Raw genomic sequence first — 17,231 nt, 5'->3', positions numbered from 1 at the left:
TCACCGGGTGGCGAGGAAGAGGTAGTCGGCGGTGTACGGCACCCGGGCCATGGGATGAGCGTTGACATCGCAGCTGCCGGCAGGAGCGACGCCGCCCTCGGTGTTGAGCCGCAGGACGACCTTCGTTTTGGCGAAGAGCCCCTTGTCCGCGCCCGTCTGCGTGGCCCGCAGGATGAGTTCGGGGATGTTGCCCTTGCCGTTGTCGAACTTGTTGACGACGCTGCCGGTGACGGAGGATCCGTCGGGCGCGATCCACTGCGGCGGGCCCGTGGGGCCGGGCTCGGCGAAGGTGTGGTCGATGTCGCCCTGGAGGGTGGCGTCGACGTTGTCCTGGGTGAACGCGTAGGTGCCGTCGGGCTGCTTGGTGCAGGCGTAGACCTGGGACCCCTTGACGACACTGCGCAGGACCGAGTCCCGTACGGTGTCCGGCAGGTTGACACTGCCGGGCAGGGCGAACGCCTGGCCGCGGACGGCGCCGCCGGGGAACTCGCCGGTGTGCAGGTTGAAGTAGAAGTTCTCCGGATGGGCCTTGATGTCGCGCAGCAGTGCGGCGTCTCGTACCTTCACGGTGCCGTAGACGTGCGAGCTGCCGTCCTTGAGCTTCTCGGTGAAGAAGGGGATCTTCACGTCGCCGTTGACCCCTCGGCCGCCCTGGTGGAGGTGGGCCAGCGTCGGAGTCGCCGTACCGGTCCAGGCCAGCGCGAAGGACACGTCCTGGCCCTGGATCCGCATGAGCGCCAGGGCCTGGCCGTCCTTGTCCCCGACGGCCGGCTTGCCCTCCACGGGCACCTCGTTGTCGCCGGTGAGGGCCGAGGCGAAGAACATCGCTCCGGCCGCGTCCTTGCCGTACCGCCCGATCGCCCCCGCGGCCTGGGCGGCACCGGCGCCCCCGTGCCCGTCGGCGGACGAATGGCCCCCGCTCCCGGTCTCGGCGAGGTCGTCGCCGTTGCAGGCGGTCAGCATCAGCGCACCGGTCATGGTGGATGCGACGATCAAGGCGAATCGCTTGCTGCTGTTCATGAGGTGGTGCCTCCCCGTAGATGCCACCGCGGCTCTCCGCGGCCCGACACCCGAGACACGGGCTGCTCCTGCGCCGAGAGTCACCCGGTGACAGTCCTGAGACGCTCCTGGAACGGACCGGGACCATTGCCGCGGCCGTTCCGGGTGCCCGAGCGCGGTCCGGACAGGCCCTCCTGGGTGGTACGGACATCGCGGAGCAATGACTCGGCCTCCGCGAACCCGCCCGGCCGGAACAGCGCCCGCCCGGCCCTGGAACGGGCGGCAGGACCCTGCGGTCGTCCGCGCCGGGCAGTCGCTCTGCGAGGTCCGCCGCGGTGTCGAGCAGCCGGACGGCCGCCGTGGCACTGTACGCGGCGCGCCCCGGCAGCGGCTCGGCGGCGAACCGGGCCGGCAGCGTGAGCCGGGCAGCCCGTGCGCCTCGAACGTGTCGAGGGTCAACTTCCAGGTCAGGGCGGCCGGATGCCGCGGATCCGCCAGCGAGGTCGTGCCGCACGAGTGCGGCATCCTCCTGGAAGAGGGTGCGTGCGACCGAAAGTGGGAAAGCACCGACCAACTGGCCCTGGTGCCGGACGGGGCCTCAGCGCCAGGCGTGGCGGATCTTCAACCGTCCGAACCCCATGGTCCCGGAGATCCGGATCTTCGGCCCGCCGGGGCGGGAGCGCCGCCGGGTCTTGTAGAGCGTGTCCTTCCACCCGGTGTGAAGATCCTCGACGTCGACGATCGCGTCGCGAGGGACCGTGATCTTTGCCCTGCCGGTTCCGAGCTGCAACTCGAGGTCGACCACCGGGTGTTCGATGATCGCCCGGGACAGGTCCAGGCGGACCCTTCCGAATGCGGACTCGACCTTGAGAACCCGAGGTACCCGCCATACACCGCGCCGTCGGATCCGCCCGCCGGCGGCGGCGATCGTTGACGTGGCGCCCGGATGCTCCTCCGGGAGTGAGGCCAGAACCGACACCAGTTCGCTGTGTGCCTCGGCGTTGAGGACCTGGTGGAGACCTTCGTCCAACTCCTCGTGCGAGATGCTCCCTTTGGTGTACGCATCCTGCAGGCGCCGCACGGCCGCATTTCGGTCGTCTTCGCCGATCATCCGCGGCAGATCTTCTGGTAAGGGGGTCACCGCTTCACCCTACTGCCGTGCCGACGAGCGAACGAGCCAGGTTCGTAGTGGGCAGGGCATCTCGTCCCCGAGGCACGGCCCTCGCCGTCCTCCGTCCCCTCCGGGCAACGTACCCGCTCGCCCGGACGGGTCCTGCGACCCGGCTGTACGACCCGACGCCGTTGGATCCAGGGGCTGTTGGCCGGACCAGGACCTTCTGATCGCGGTCGACCACATAGCATTGCCCTCGCTCCGCATGCACCTGCCCGCCGATGCCCGGACGCTCGGGCACCGCCGCCCGCACGAACCGCCCGAGGAGTCCCAGTGACGAAGTCAAGCTGCCTGCGCGGGCGGGCAGAACACCCGTCGCAGACGGCGGCTGCGGCGCTCAGGGCGGTGAAGGCGGTCGGCCCGACGGCCCGAGACACGCGGCACCGGCACGGACCCGGCCGCCGGGACAAGGTGGCCGACGTCCGCGTAGGCGGTCGGGTCACCTGCTGCGCCGATGGGCTCGGCGCCGAGCATCGGACCCGTGTCGGGCAGCGACTCGCCGATCTCCGCCTGGGGAGAACTGCGGAACGTCTCGCGGACCTGTGTGCCGTTGCCCTTCAGCCGACCGTCCGGAGCCATGGTCCGCGCGGCCTCCAGCACGGTCGCGGCGACGGTGACGGCCCCGCGGACATCGCGGTTGGCCGGCCAGGTCGGCAGCCGGGGTCCGGTGTCCCGTCGGCAGGACCGGCGCGTCCCTGCCGGCCGAGTGCTCGAAGGCCCTCTCCAGAGCGAGGAGGACGCCGGTCAACACGTCCCGCAGCAGGTAGACCATGCGTACTCGGTCGGCCACCAGGCCCGAGCCGTGAGCGGTCGGCAGGGCGGAGAACCTCCCGGAGACGTCCACCGCCCGGCGGACCCCGTCCACCGGCTCCAAGATCTCGGCGAGCGCGGTCGGGATGGACCGACTCGTCGTTGCCGATCTTCTTCGACCACAGGGTTCACCAGCCACACCCAGCCCTCCCGCCCCCACATACACAACTTACGGAGACACCCGATGACCGCCCCGGACGAGCCGACCCCGCCCACCACGTCGACGCAACCGACCACCGCTCTGCTGGAGCGTCTGACCGCCCAGCTCGGCGGTCGGGCCTCGACGGTCGTCTACGGCGAACCCTTCACCACCGCGGGTGTCACCGTCATCCCGGTCGCCGAGGTCGGCCTCGGTTTCGGTGGTACCGCGGGGCCCGAAGCCGTGGCCGATGAGGGCGCGGCCTGCGGAGGAGTTCGGGCACGACCTCGCGGTTTCATCGAGATCAAGAACGGCACGGCCTCCTACAAGCCACTCCGGAATCCCTGGCTGGACGTCGCCGTACCGCTCGCCGCGGCCCTGGTCGGCGCCGCCCTTCCGCTTCTCGCACGCCGTCTCGCCGCACGGCGTACACCGACCGGCTGACCAGCGCCCTACCCGGGCACCGCCGGAGCGAAGTGCTCGGCGTCCTCCGGGAACGTCTCCGGCCAGCGCGGCAGCATGCCCCTCGCGCGGGCCTCCTCCAGGCTGGGCGCCCGTGCGTCCTTCTCCGAGAGCAAGGGAGGCTCGGTGAACCCCCACGGCAGGTCCAGGTCCGGATCGAGCGGGTCTATCTCGAACTGGGTGCCCGGCACATGGACGGTCGACAGGGCGTAGCTGATGCAGGTGTCGTCCGTCAGCGCGAGGAAACCGTGGCCGAGGCCTTCGGTGATGTGAACGGCGACGCCGTTCTCGGCCGTCAGCAGATTGGACGTGTACCGCCCGAACGTCGGTGAACCGACACGCAGATCGACGGCTATGTCGCGGAACGCCCCCCGCACGCAGGTGACGTACTTGGCCTGGCCCGGAGGGATGAGCACGCCGTGCAGACCACGCAGTGTGTTCCGCTTCGACACGGAGTAGTTGACCTGGCGGACCGTGAACGGACGCCCGACCGCCTCGCTGATCAGGTCGGTGCGGAGCGACTCGAAGAAGTCTCCGCGGGGATCGGGGTATTTGTGCGGGGTGATGACGTAGGCGCCGGGAACGGCGGCTGTCTCCTGGATCTCCATCGGCGTCCTCACGCCTTCCTGCATCTCGGTGACCGGCGGATCACGCCGGCTCTCGACAACGAACCATGGCTGAGCGCGAGTTGCCCGGTGCCGGCGTAACCGGGCGCCGTCCGGGCCCGCCTCAGCGGGCGGGCGGAGGCATGTCGCACCCCATGACCGGACCCTCGGCCCTGTCGGTCGACCGCAGAGGGCGCTGCGGTGAGGACGACGGGATCATTGCTCCGCGCTCCTGTTCATCCGGCGCAGGCGCGGCTGGTGGGCTGCGGGCGCGTTCTTCACCGTGTGCGCCAGTTCGGCGATGTCACGGGCTTCGTACACCGCTCGGATCAGCACGTTCACCCCGAGCGTCTTGCCGATTCTGCTGGTGAGCCGGGTCGCCAGCAGGGAGTCGCCCCCCAGGCCGAAGAAGTTGTCGTCCATGCCCACCCGGTCGACGCGGAGCACCTCTGCGATCAGATCGCACAGCTGCCGCTCCTGCACAGTGCGCGGCGCGGCATGGGCGCGGCCCTTGGACACGGGCTCGGGCAGCGCCTTCTGGTCGAGTTTGCCGTTCAGGGTCAGCGGCAGCTCTTCGAGCAGGACGTGGGCGGTCGGGAGCATGTACTCGGGCAACACCGTACGCAACGACTCCCGTACGTCCGTGAGCAGCGCGGCACGGCCCGCCCAGCGCTGCCGGGACACGGTGTCGGTGAGCCCGGGGAGCGGCCGGCCGCTCCGGTCGTCGGCGCGGCGGGCATAGACGTCATGGAGCACCGTGTCGCCCACCGAGCGGTTGCTCCGTTCGCACACGATGTCGTACCCGAGGGTCTTCAGGAGCGTCATGACCTTCTCCAACTGCCCGTTCACGTCATGGAGTTCGATGACGAGCTGCCGGATCATCGCCCAGTCCCGCGGTCGGACTCCCCTGAGCACCTCGTATCCGGCGTGCTTCACGCCGATCCTCAGCAGGTCGATCCGGTCGATCGACTCCTCCGCGATGATCTCCGAAAGAGTCCGCAGACGGCAGGTGAACTCCTCGCTGTCCGGGCGGGCGTCGACGGGTTCGTCCACAGGCCCGCCCTCGGCGGTCGTGACGCTGGAGGAGATGGCGGTGCGGTGACGGGAGAAGGTGAAGGTCTCCTCCCCCGCTTCCGCCGCCAGACCGCAGTCGAACACCTTGGCGTTCAGGCCGTGGAGGGCGACGTTGCGGCGCAGCGGGTCGAGGACGGGCGGGATCGGCTCGAAGGCGTAGATCCGGGCGCCCGGGGAGCGGGTGCCCGCGAACAGTGTGAACAGGCCGATGCCGGCGCCGGCATCGACGACGGTGTCGCCGTCGTCGATGGTGAGGCCGTTCCGCAGGTACCGCAGCTGCGTAAAGATCTCGTCGTAGCGGAATTCGGTCTCGCTCCTGTTCCGCTGGAACACCGTCAAGCCGTTGGGCAGTTCGAAGGTGCGATCGAAGGCTTCGGGGTCGGTGCGTTCCAGGCGCAGCAGTTCCCGTACGACCGGCGCGCGATCCGCGGCCGGTACGAGGTAGGCGACCAGGCGACGGTCCTGCTCGCCCTCGTACGCGCGCACCAGGACGCGGGCGTCCTGGATGCCGGGATGTTCGGCGAGGCGGGCCTCGATCTCGCCGAGTTCGATCCGGAATCCTCGGATCTTCACCTGGTCGTCGTTGCGGCCCAGGTACTCCAGCGAGCCGCCCGGCAGCAGCCGGACCAGGTCCCCCGAGCGGTACATCCGCGCACCGCTCTCCTCCCTGAACGGGTCCTCCAGGAAGCGTTCCGCGGTCAGCTCCGGTCGGTTGAGATAGCCGCGGGTCACACCGGCGCCACCGATGTACAGCTCCCCGACGACTCCGACCGGCACGGGGCGACCGTGCCGGTCGAGGACGTACGTGCACAGGTCCGCGATGCGCTGTCCGATCGGGCTGACGGGCCGGTCGACGTCGGCTTCGGTCAGCGGGTGGAAGGTGACGAAGACCGTGGTCTCGGTGATCCCGTACCCGTTCACCAGCTGAGTGTTCTTGTTCACCGGACGCCGCAGCCACGGCTTGAGCGAGGCGACGTCGAGGGCCTCGCCGCCGAACACCACCACACGCACCGCGTGCGGCTCCGCGTCCTCGGCCTGGACCGCGACCAGCTGGCGGAACGCCGTGGGTGTCTGGTTCAGAACCGTCACGCCCGACGTGCACAGCAGCCGGTAGAAGTCCTGCGGGTTGCGGGTGATCGCCTGGGGCACCACCACGAGTCGGCCGCCGTGCAGCAGCGCGCCCCAGATCTCCCATACGGAGAAGTCGAACGCGAAGGAGTGGAAGAGCGTCCAGACGTCCCGCTCGTCGAAGCGGAACTGGTCGTCGGTCGATGTGAACAGCCGGACGACGTGGTGGTGTTCGACCATGACCCCCTTGGGCACACCGGTCGAACCCGATGTGTAGATGACATAGGCCAGGTCCGAAGGGCCGACTTCGGTGCCGGTCACGTCGTCCTCGGCGAGCGCGGCCCACCGGTCGGCGTCCGCGCGCACGTCCACCACCGGGACCGACGGCACGGCCAGTCCGTCGGGCAGCGCCCCGTCCGTGACGAGGAGCCGCGGTGCGCTGTCGATCAGGATGTGCCCGACCCGGTCCGCCGGAGACGCCGGGTCCACGGGCACGTACGCTCCGCCTGCCTTCAGTACCGCGAGCACGGCCACGACCAGGTGCTCGCTGCGCGAAAGGCACAGCGCCACCAACACGCCCGGACCCACACCCAGTCCGCGCAGGTGCCGCGCCAGACGGTTCGCCCGTACGTTCAGCTCCCCGTACGACAGACGACGGTCCTCGAACTCCACCGCCACCGCTTCGGGCGCCGCGGCCGCGGTCTCCTGAAACCACTCGTGTACGGTCCGCGCCACCGGCGCGGCCGACGGTGTGCGGTTCCACTCCGTCAGGACCTCACGGCACAGGGCGTCGCTCAGGACGGAGAGTTCCAGCGCGGGGAACTGCTCCGCGCTCTCGTCGGTGAGCACGTCGACCAGGCGCGTCATGGCTGTCTCCAGACAGCCGATGACGAGCCCGGGGTCCTGGGACCGGTCGGTCCGCGCGTCGAGCTCGAAGGAGTGCCGCAGGTCGCCGACCGCCATCGCGACGGGATGGGCGGCGGTGTCGTGGACACGGTCGACGAACTCCGGGTCCCGGTAGTCGAGGACCGCGTTGTACAGCGGGGTCCCCGACGGCACGGCGCTGTGACCGTGGGCGACGGCCGACGGGGTCCGCCGGTGGCGGACCAGGTCACGCAGGGTCCGGTCCGTGGTGCGCAGCAGATCCCGCACACCGGCGCCGGCCAGGTCGACCCGTACGGGAAGGATGTTGCCGACCGCGCGCTCGTTGTCGCGGGGCCCGGAAAGTCCGGACACAACGGTGCCGAAGACCACGTCGTTGCGCCCGCTGCACGCCGACACCACCAGGGACCAGGCCGCGTGGAACAGGACGGCCGGACCGACGTCCAAGTCCGCCGCGACGGCCCGGACGCGTTCACCGAGCTCCGGGTCCAGCGTGCGGCGCAGACTCCGGTGACCGTCGCCGTGGACGTGCTGGATCCCGAACATCACGGTGGGCTCGGACACATCGCCGAGACGGGCCCGGAAGAACTGCGCCGGGTCGAGCTCCTGGGTCTCCCCGGCGGCGGGCACCGTGTCCGCGGCGCGAAGATCGTGGTGAGGGACGGGTCCGAGCCCCTCGGGGGCAGCACCGGCCCCTTCGTCCGCCGCCGCGGTGGTGTCCCTTTCGAGGTCCGCCGCGGAGGGCGCCTGCTCGATGACGTGCCCGCGGGCCACGTCGTGGAGCCGGACCTGCGGGTTCGCGGCGATCTCCTTGAGTACCCGTCCGTACAGTGCGGCCATCTCTTCCGCCTGCTCGCGGCCGAACAGGTGCTGCTGGTACTGAAGGTTCAGACGCAGGTGGTCGCCGTCGGGGTAGACGAACACGGTCACGGGGAAGTGGCTCAGGGTGAACAGGTCGATACCGGTGACGGCGATGCCGGCCGCCTCACTCGCCTCCGCGATGGCCTCGCGGTCCAGCGGGAAGGACTCGAAGCCGATGAGGCTGTCGGTCAGGGTCGGGAGCCCGGCGGCCCGCTGGATTCCGACGAGCCCGTAGTGGTGGTGGCCGAGCAAGGCGCCCTGGCGGTCCTGCAGGTCCGTCATCATCTGGGCGAAGGTGCCGTCGGGAGCATAGGGGACGCGCACCGGGACGGTGTTGACGAACGTGCCGACGACGGCCTCCGCACCCGGCAGTGTGGCGGGCCGGCCGGAAACGGCGGCGGCCAGCACCACGTCCTGACGGCCACTCAGGCGGTTGAGGACGACGGCCCAGGCGCTCTGCACCAGGGTGTTCAGGGTGACCCCCGCCTCGGCGGCACGGTGCGGCAGTTCACGGGCCGCCTCGACCCGCAACGGGACGCCGACCCAGCCGACGTCCGCGCTGTCCGCACCGGGGCCGGTCTCGGGCGCGATCAGTGTCGGCCCCTCGATGCCCGCCAGCTCCGCCGCCCATACGCGGGCCGACTCCTGCGGATCCTGTTCGGCCAGCCAGACCAGGTACTCACGGTAGCTGCGGGCCGGGGGCAGCGCAGAAGCGTCGCCCCGGGCGGCGTACAGCTGCAGCAGGTCCCTGACCAGCAGCGGCAGACACCAGCCGTCGACATTGGCGTGATGGGCCGTCAGGACGAGGTCATGACGGTCCGCGGACAGGGTGATCAGCGACATGCGCAGCATCGGAGGTGCGGCCGGGTCGAAATGCATCTTGAGGTCGCCCGCGAGGAACTGCTGGTACGTCGAGTCCCGCATGGTCTCGGCGAGCCCGCTCAGGTCCAGGAACTGCCAGGGCAACGCGACGTCGTCGATCACCAGTTGGACAAGGTCACCGTCCGGACCCGAGGCGTAGGCGGTGCGCAGCACCGGGTGCCGGTCGAGGAGTGCCTGTGCCGCGGTGCGCAGGCGGGCAGGATCAACCGGCCCGGACAGTCGCAGCGTGTACTGGACCTGGTATGTGTCGAGCTCGGCCCCGGCCTCACGCTCCATCAAGGAGTGCACCAGCATGCCCAGTGGCAGGGGCGGTACCGGCCAGATGTCGGACAGACCCGGGTAGCGCTCCCGCCAGTCGTCGATGTCGTCCTGCGTGACGGTCACCAGCGATACGTCCGACGGGCTCAGACCCCCCGCGCCGGGCTCGGCGGTGTGCCGGGCGAGCCCTTCGAGTGCCTGGCGCCAGAGGTCCGCCAGTTCGCGTACCCCAGTGGCCGGCAGAAGTCCCTCAGGGGCGGTGAACAGGGCTTCCAGAACCGGGCCTTCGGCGGTGCGCGTGACGCTCGCGTCGATGACGACCGCGGCGGGCGCGGCCTGCTCCCCGCGCCCGCGCACCGCGGGCGCGGGGAGCAGGCCGAAGCCGTGCGCCTCGGCCGGCAGAACGGCGGCATCGGTGCGGTCCGTGAAGCGGAAGAAGACCTGCCCGGTGCCGAGGCGCTCCAGGACGGCGGCGGTCTCGGGGTTGAGGTGGCGCAGGAGGCCGTAGCCGATGCCGTGGTCGGGCAGGGCCCGCAGCTGTTCCTTGACGGCCTTGACAAGGGTGCCGGCGGCCGGTCCGCCCGCGAACGCATCCTCCAGGTCGACTCCGTCCATGTCGAGACGGACGGGGGTGACACAGGTGAGCGGACCCACGGTGCGGGACAGATCGGCCCCTGGTACGGCTTCCTCCGCACGACGGGATTCCCTGCTGATCAGCGAGGAGGACGCGTGCACGCCCCGTCCGGCCCGCCAGCGCGTCACGGCCATCGCGAGGGCGGCGAGCATGGCGTCGTCGGCCCCGCAGTGGAAGGCGGACGGCAGAGCGGTCAGGAGGGTTTCTGTGACCTCGGCCGGAAGCCGTACGCGGGTTTCGGCGAGTGTGGAGTCCACGTCCACGTCCACGACCGGGTCGAGGCGGCGGGCGCCGAGGTCCGGGTCGGGGCCCTCGACGACGGAGCGCCACAGGTCGAGTTCGGCGACGCGCCCGGGTCGGTGCGCCTCGTCGACCAGGGCATGGGCCCAGCGGCGCACCGACGTACCCACCGGTGCGAGTTCGGGGGTCCTGCCGTCGCGGATCTGCCGCCAGGCCGAGGCCAGGTCGGACAGGAGGATGTGCCAGGACCCGGCGTCCACGACGAACTGGTGCAGGAGCACCAGGAGCCGTCCGCGCCGTGCGGTGCCCGTATCGAACCAGACGAACTGCGCCGTCACGCCTGCCGCCGGGTCCAGGCGGCTCGTGGCGAGGTCGATCTCCGAGCGAAGGAGTCCGTCCCAGGACTCGGCCCCCTCGCCCGTCGTGCCGGCGTCCCACGGGCGGCCGTCCCGGGCGACCCGTCGGATCAAAGCGTCCACGTTCGTCGACCCGGGTGCACCCACGAGGAGACCGCCGCCGTCCGTCTCCACCACACGGGCGCGCAGCGCGTCGTGGTGGTCGATCACGGCTCTCAGCGTGACGACCAGCCCGGTTCGGTCCATGCCCTCGGGAAGTTCCAGGACCATCGCCTGCGCGGACCGCGTGGAACCCGGTCCGCGGGCCCGGAGGAACCGTGTCGCGGGCAGGTGCGGCAGCCACCCCGCCCCGCCGCCGTCCAGTTCGGCGAGCGCCGTCCCGGGGCCCGCCCGGTACGCGGTGACCGCCTCGGCAAGGGCGGACACCGTACGGAACTCGAAGATCTGCCGGGAGCTGACCGCCAGTCCCCGTGCCCGTGCGCCGGAGGCGATCTGCAGGGACTGGATGCTGTCACCGCCGAGCGTGAAAAAGTCGTCGTCCACGCCGACCTGGCTCACCGAGAGCACCTCGGCGAAGATCGCGGCGAGCATCTTCTCGGTGTCCGAGCCCGGGGCCCGGTAGTGGGCCCCGCGGAACTCGGGCCGGGGCAGTGCCGCCTTGTCCGCCTTGCCGTTCGGCGTCAGCGGCACCTCGTCGATGACCATCATCACCCCGGGCACCATGCCGTTCGGGAGCCGTTTGACGAGGAACGCACGCAGTTCCGCCGCGCCGAGCCCCAGTTCCAGCGCAAGGTGCCCGGCGCCACCGCCGCGTCCGGAGCGGGAGGGCTCCTCCTCGGACACCGGCACCACGTAGCCGACCAGCTGCTTGCCCCGGCCGGTCCCGCCGTCATGGGCGACGACGACCGCCTGACGGACCCTGGGGTGCGTCGCGAGTACGGCCTCCACCTCACCGGTCTCGATCCGCTGACCTCGCACCTTGACCTGGCCGTCGCTGCGGCCGAGGTACACGAGCTGTCCCTCGGCGTCCCTGCGTGCCACGTCCCCGGTGCGGTACATCCGCGAGCCCTTCGGACCGAACGGATCCGCCACGAACCGCGCCGCGGTCAGTGCCCGGCGCCCCAGGTACCCGCGCGCCAGGCTCGGACCCGCCAGATACAGTTCACCGGCCTGTCCGTCGGCGACCGGCGCGAGGTGCTCGTCGAGCAGGTGCACCCGCGTGTCCGTCATCGCCGCACCGATGGGTACGGCACCCTCGCTCAGCGACCCGCTGAACGTGGCCCACACGGTGGCCTCCGTCGGCCCGTACGCGTTGATGAACCGCCGCCCCGGCCCCCACTCGGTGACCAGTCCCGGTGTGCACGCCTCACCGCCGATCACCAGGACGCGCAGCCGCTCGAGCGATCCCGAGGTGCCCGGGGGCAGCGTGGCCAGCACGCTGGGCGGCAGGGTCGCATGCGTCACACCCTTTGCCGCCAGGAGATCGGCCAGGTCCTCCCCCACCAGACGCTCCTGCTCGGGCACCACGAGCACGGCTCCGGTGGTCAGCCCCGACACCAGGTCCCACACCGACATGTCGAAGCTCAGCGACGCGAACTGCAGCACTCGCGCGTCCGTCCCCACGCCGAGGTCGCCGAGCCGCACGGCCTCGGCCCGCAGTGCGGCGAGCCCGGAGTGCGTCACCGTCACACCCTTGGGACGGCCGGTCGAGCCCGAGGTGTAGATGACGTACGCGGTGTGCGCCGTGCTCAGCGGCGCGATGCGCTCGGCGTCCAGCGGGTCCGACTGCGGCGCCTCGTCCCAGGCCGCCAGCGTCGACGGCGCGTCCACCGCCACCACGTCCGTGTCCAAAACGTCGGGCAACCGTGCGGACGCGAGCCGCGTGGTCAACACGGCCGCGGGGGCGGAGTCGGTGGCCATGAAGGCGAGCCGTTCCGACGGGTAGCTCAGGTCCCAGGGCAGGTACGCCGCCCCCGCCTTCATGATGCCGAGCAGCACGGCGATCTGCTCGGCCGAGCGTGGCATGGCCACCGCCACCACCCGCTCCGGGCCGATCCCCCGGCCGATCAGCCAGTGCGCGATCCGGTTCGCCCGCGCGTTCAGCTCCTCGTACGTCCAGGACCGATCGGCCGACTCGACGGCCGGCGCGCCCGGCGCTTCCCGGACTCGTGCCTCGAACAGCTCAGGAAAGGTGGCCAGGGCAAGGGTCGCGCCGACGGACGACTCGGCAGCAGACGATCCTTGTAGGTTCTTCACGAATTCTCCTGAGATTCAAGACGGTGAGCGGATCGAGGGGACATCCGTGCGCCGGGCGGGGGCCGGACAGCCGGGCGAGGCGAAGCGCTACCGGGCCGGGCGCAGGGTGACCGGCAGACTGCTGTAACCGTGCAGGAAGTTGGAGTGAATGGGTTTGGCCGGACCGTTCGGCGAGGCCTCGGCGACATGGGTGCTCAGCGCGGTGAGCATGGCGGAGATCTCGGCCCGGCCGAGATAGGCACCGAGGCAGAAGTGCGGCCCGTACCCGAACGACACGTGCTTGTTGGGCGTGCGGCCCAGGTCGAAGGTGCCCGGGTCGTCGAAGACCGATTCGTCGTAGTTGGCCGAGCTGTTCCAGAGCGTGGCGACATCTCCGGCGCGCAGGGTACGCCCGCCGATCTCGACGTCCTCGAGGGCCCTGCGTCCGAAGTGCATGGCCGGACTGACCCAGCGCAGCACCTCTTCGACAGCGCTGTCCACGGAGACCTCACCGGACTTGAGCCGCCGCCACTGCTCAGGGTGCTCGATCAGTTCGCGCATACCGCAGATCATGGAGAGCCTGCTGGTCTCGTCACCGCCGATGATGACGCTGTAGCAGTTGAAAATGATCTCCTGCTCGGTGAGCGGCTCACCGTCGATCGTGCTGGTGGCGAGGACGCTCACCACGTCGTCGCGCGGGTCCTCGCGTCGCTCGGCGGCCAACTCGGAGAAGTAGAAGAGCAGTTCACTGCGCGCGACCAGCGCCTCGTCCGCGGACTGCCCCTCCTCCTCCGTGCTGAGCGCCTCCTTGGTCAGGGTCAGCAGATAGTCACGGTCGCTCGGCGGCACTCCGAGGAGGTCCGCGATGGTGGCCATCGGAATGTGCTCGGCGACATCCTGGGCGAAGTCACAGTCGCCGCTCTCGACGGCCTGCCGCACCAGTTGGTCCGCGCGCTCCCGCACCCCGGCCACGACGGGCTCCAGCACCCGGGGCGAAAACGCCTTCAGGAGCAGATTGCGCAGTTCGCGATGGCGGCGGCCGTCCGTGACGGCCAGCATCTTGCCAGCAGCCGAGTCGCCACCCTCCAGGAGGGTGGTCAGGACGTTGCCCCGCTCGGAGGTGAACCGCTTGTTGTCCCGGTAGACCTGCATGACGTCGTCGTAGCGCGACAGCACCCAGAATCCGGGGACGGCGCGGTCGGACACCTCATGCCAGTGGACGGGGGCGTCCCTCCTGAACCGCCTCCACATCTCGACCAGTTCGGCACTGGGGGCCAGAAAGGTCTGCGGGTCGGTGAGGTCGGTACCGTTCACGGTCGAAGTGGTCATGGTCAGTGCCTCGCCTTTCGCCAGGTCAGAGTGCCCAGCACTGGAGATCCCCCGACGAAGGCCCCCTGGCCGCGCGGGGTCGGAATGCCGCCGAAACGGAACCCTGCGTTCACCGGTGACGCCGAGAGTGGAAGAGTAAGACAGACCGACGTTTGCCATGTGTGTTCACAGTTCCGTAAGGGCCGGCCGCCCTTCACTGCTCCCATTGTTTTCCGGTCTCGATTGCCTGCGCGGAACCGTAACGCAAGCAAGCCGACCCCGTTCACGTCAAGGTTCCGCAAGTGCAGCGTGCGGAAGCTCTGCCGGAGGCAGGAGTTCACTCTTTCTCACCATGTGGTCGAAGATCCTGTCACCGGGCCTGAAACCAACGGTCACAGCGGTATCGGTCCCGTCACACCGTGCACCGCCCACCCCCTGGATCGCGAGTCGTGGTGTCCTGTCGCCGGGACGCGGGCACCGGCCGCCCTCCGGTTCACCAATTACCGATCGGCGGGTATGTTCGGGCGGAGCCAGAGCGCGGCACGGCAACGCGAACCGATAGGAGCCGCGAGCAATTTCCGCCCGTCGATGCGGGCAGGCGATTGAGCTCGGACGACGCCGACGACAAATTGATCAGATTCCATTTTTCGAATGTCGCACGTTTTACCGGAACGGTATTCTGGCGAATTCCCTGGAGCCGACCACCCGCCCAGCAGCCGACTCAGATGTGAGCAGACCAACCATTAGGAGGAGGGGAGCATGGCGCATTCCAGGACCCATCAGCCATACATCTCGTCGAGAGCCGCGGCACTTGAGGGCAACAGTCTGGGCGAGCTCTTCCTGCTGGCGCGTGAGCGCGGCGCCATCGACCTGGCGCTCGGCACACCCGGATTCCCGGAGCCCGCTTCCGACATCATCGACGCGGCCTACGAAGCCATGCGCGGCGGGCGCAACCAGTACGACCACCCCTCCGGCGACGTGCTGTTGCGGGAGCGGATCGCCGACACCCTCAGCACGCCGACCGACCCGCTGACCGAACTGACCGTCACCGTCGGCGCGACCGAGGCACTCTGCGTGGCTCTGCTCACCGTCGTGGAGCCGGGCGACGAAGTGGTCCTGCTCGACCCGGGCTACGAGCAGTTCAAGGCGGCCATCACGCTGGCCGGCGCCGTGCCGCGGTTCGTTCCGCTGCACGCGCCCGACTGGCGCTTCGACCCGGACGAACTGGCCGCCGCCTTCACCCCTCGCACCCGCGCCGTTCTCCTGAACTCGCCGGGCAACCCCACCGGCCGGGTGCTGGACCGCCAGGAGTTGGACCAGATAGCCGGGTTGTGCGAGCAGTGGGACGTCACCGTCATCTGTGACGAGGTGTACAGCAACTTCGTCTTCGACGGCCGGGTCCAGACATCGATCACCGAGGTGCCCGGGCTCGCCGAGCGCGGCATCGTCGTCGGGTCGCTCTCCAAGAGCTACGCGATCAGCGGCTGGCGGCTCGGCTTCCTGCGCGCGGACCCCGTCCGCACCCAGGCGCTGCGTCGCGTGCACGAGCTCACGACGAACGGCGCCGCGACCCCGCTGCAGGTGGCCGTCGGACTGGCCGCCGTCTCGGCAGACCTGAAGACCGCCGCCCGGGAGATGGGCCGCCGTCGCGACCTGGCCCTGGAGATCTTCACGGGAATGGGCATGAAGATCGCCCCCGCCGAAGGCGGCTGCTTCCTTTTCGCGGACGTGAGCCCACTCACCGGGGGCGAAAAGGACAGCAAGGCCTTCGTCCTCGAACTCCTCGACACGGCAGGGGTCCTGATCGTGCCAGGAGGTCCCTCGTTCGCCGATCCCGCCCGGGGCGAGCAGTACGTACGCATCGCGTTCAACCGACAGGCCGAACTGCTGCGCGAGGTCGAGCGCCGGATCCGCGCCGCCCGGCCCGCCGACAAGTAGAGGGGTTTCCCGGATGAGGCAGTCCACGGCCGACCAGTTGGGTCCGCTTCCCGACTTCATGCAGCCCGGTGCCGAAGACGTCGTCCGCATCGTCACGCCGACCGGCGACGACATGTGGCTGGTGCGCAACTACGCGCTGGGCCGCTCGGTCCTGACCGACAAGAGGTTCAGCCGGGTCGCGGCGCTCGCGCCCAAGGCTCCGAGATTCAACGACGCCCAGCCGGCGGCCGACTCCATGATGAGCATGGACGGAAACCCGCACGCCCGGCTGAGGCGTCTGGTCAGCGGTGCGTTCTCCACGGGCCGCATGGCGAGGATGAGCACCTTCGTGGAGGAGCTCACCGACCGGCACCTCGATACCGTCGTCGAACTCGGCCACGGCGCCGACCTGATCGAGAACCTCGCGAGGCCGCTGCCGCTCTCGGTGCTCTGCTCCATGCTCGGCGTTCCCGAGGAGGACAGCCCCCGCTTCCGCGGGTGGGTCGAGGTGCTCTTCGACATCAACGCGAGCAGCCCCCGTGAGAAGGCCCGCTACCGCATCGAACTCATCGAATACATCAGCGAGTTGCTGGACCACAAGCGACGCGATCCGCAGGAGGACATGCTCAGCGACCTGATCGCCGTGCATGACCGGGGCGACCTGTCCATGAACGAGCTCCTCACCTTGGGGCTCACCCTGCTGATGGCCGGCTACGAGACCACCGGCGGCCAGATCGGCCTGGCGACACTCTCGCTGCTGACCGACCGCAAGGTGTACGAGGAGCTGACCGAGCACCCCGACCGGGTCGGGAACGCGGTGGAGGAACTGATCCGGCTGAGCCCCGCCACGCCGCTGGCCTTTCCCCGCGTCGCGACCGAACCGGTGCAGGTCGGCGACGTCCTGGTACAGACGGGCGAGGGCATCATGGTCGCCCTGGTGCACGGCAACCGTGACGCCGCCGTGTTCGCGGACGCGGAGTCGATGAACATCGTCACCGGACACGACGCCTCCCACCTCACCTTCGGCCACGGTGTGCACCGCTGCCTGGGCGCACCGCTGGCGAGGCTCCAGGTGCGCATCGTCCTCGAACGCCTCCTGCACCGCTTCCCGACGCTGCGGCTCGCCGACGGCGACTCTCCGTTCGTCTGGAAGGACGGACTGGCGACCCGGGGGCTCGCACGGCTCCGCGTCGCCTGGTAGCCCACCCGCACGGAGCGCTCACTCCGCGCCCCGGCCCTCCTCTCCCCCGTTCGCCCCACTTCTCCTTGTCCGGCCTCCGCCGGAAGCGCCTGTCGCTGCCCCACGCCCGCCGCGTGGCAACTCCTAGAT

At 70.1% G+C, this 17,231-nt stretch carries 9 protein-coding genes; 3 read left to right on the top strand and 6 right to left on the bottom strand.

Annotated elements, in window-relative coordinates:
• The 3 genes from QFZ75_RS27320 to QFZ75_RS27310 form a co-directional block, all read right to left on the bottom strand.
• Window positions 1-1,020 (bottom strand): CHRD domain-containing protein, encoded by a 1,020-nt coding sequence (locus QFZ75_RS27320; protein WP_307540991.1) that lies wholly within the window; start codon window positions 1,018-1,020, stop codon window positions 1-3.
• A gap of 577 nt (window positions 1,021-1,597) precedes the next feature.
• Window positions 1,598-2,140, bottom strand: a complete 543-nt coding sequence (locus tag QFZ75_RS27315) for a DUF1707 domain-containing protein (RefSeq protein ID WP_307540988.1) — start codon at window positions 2,138-2,140, stop codon at window positions 1,598-1,600.
• Between the two features lie 312 nt (window positions 2,141-2,452).
• Window positions 2,453-2,749, bottom strand: a complete 297-nt coding sequence (locus tag QFZ75_RS27310; protein WP_307540986.1) for a transposase — start codon at window positions 2,747-2,749, stop codon at window positions 2,453-2,455.
• A gap of 415 nt (window positions 2,750-3,164) precedes the next feature.
• Between QFZ75_RS27310 and QFZ75_RS27305 the strand changes: the two genes are divergently transcribed.
• A complete protein-coding gene (locus QFZ75_RS27305) occupies window positions 3,165-3,563 on the top strand; it encodes a GerW family sporulation protein (RefSeq protein ID WP_307540984.1) in 399 nt (132 codons plus the stop codon).
• 8 nt (window positions 3,564-3,571) lie between these two features.
• Here the strand turns inward: QFZ75_RS27305 and QFZ75_RS27300 are convergent, their stop codons facing one another.
• The 3 genes from QFZ75_RS27300 to QFZ75_RS27290 all read right to left on the bottom strand — a co-directional run bounded on the left by QFZ75_RS27300 (window position 3,572) and on the right by QFZ75_RS27290 (window position 14,011).
• Entirely contained in the window at window positions 3,572-4,189 is a 618-nt protein-coding gene (locus QFZ75_RS27300; protein WP_307540982.1) for a dTDP-4-dehydrorhamnose 3,5-epimerase family protein, read from the bottom strand.
• A gap of 213 nt (window positions 4,190-4,402) precedes the next feature.
• A complete protein-coding gene (locus tag QFZ75_RS27295) occupies window positions 4,403-12,697 on the bottom strand; it encodes a non-ribosomal peptide synthetase (RefSeq protein WP_307540980.1) in 8,295 nt (2,764 codons plus the stop codon).
• Window positions 12,698-12,784: 87 nt separating this feature from the next.
• Entirely contained in the window at window positions 12,785-14,011 is a 1,227-nt protein-coding gene (locus QFZ75_RS27290; RefSeq protein WP_307544818.1) for a cytochrome P450, read from the bottom strand.
• Between the two features lie 732 nt (window positions 14,012-14,743).
• Between QFZ75_RS27290 and QFZ75_RS27285 the strand changes: the two genes are divergently transcribed.
• Window positions 14,744-15,922, top strand: a complete 1,179-nt coding sequence (locus QFZ75_RS27285) for a pyridoxal phosphate-dependent aminotransferase (protein WP_307540979.1) — start codon at window positions 14,744-14,746, stop codon at window positions 15,920-15,922.
• 13 nt (window positions 15,923-15,935) lie between these two features.
• Entirely contained in the window at window positions 15,936-17,102 is a 1,167-nt protein-coding gene (locus QFZ75_RS27280; RefSeq protein WP_307540977.1) for a cytochrome P450, read from the top strand.
• The last annotated feature ends 129 nt before the right edge of the window (window positions 17,103-17,231 follow it).

This window comes from Streptomyces sp. V3I8 (assembly GCF_030817535.1).
GTDB lineage: Bacteria > Actinomycetota > Actinomycetes > Streptomycetales > Streptomycetaceae > Streptomyces.
The sequence above is the reverse complement of the archived record's forward strand: the minus strand, read 5'-3'. Positions and strand labels throughout refer to the sequence as shown.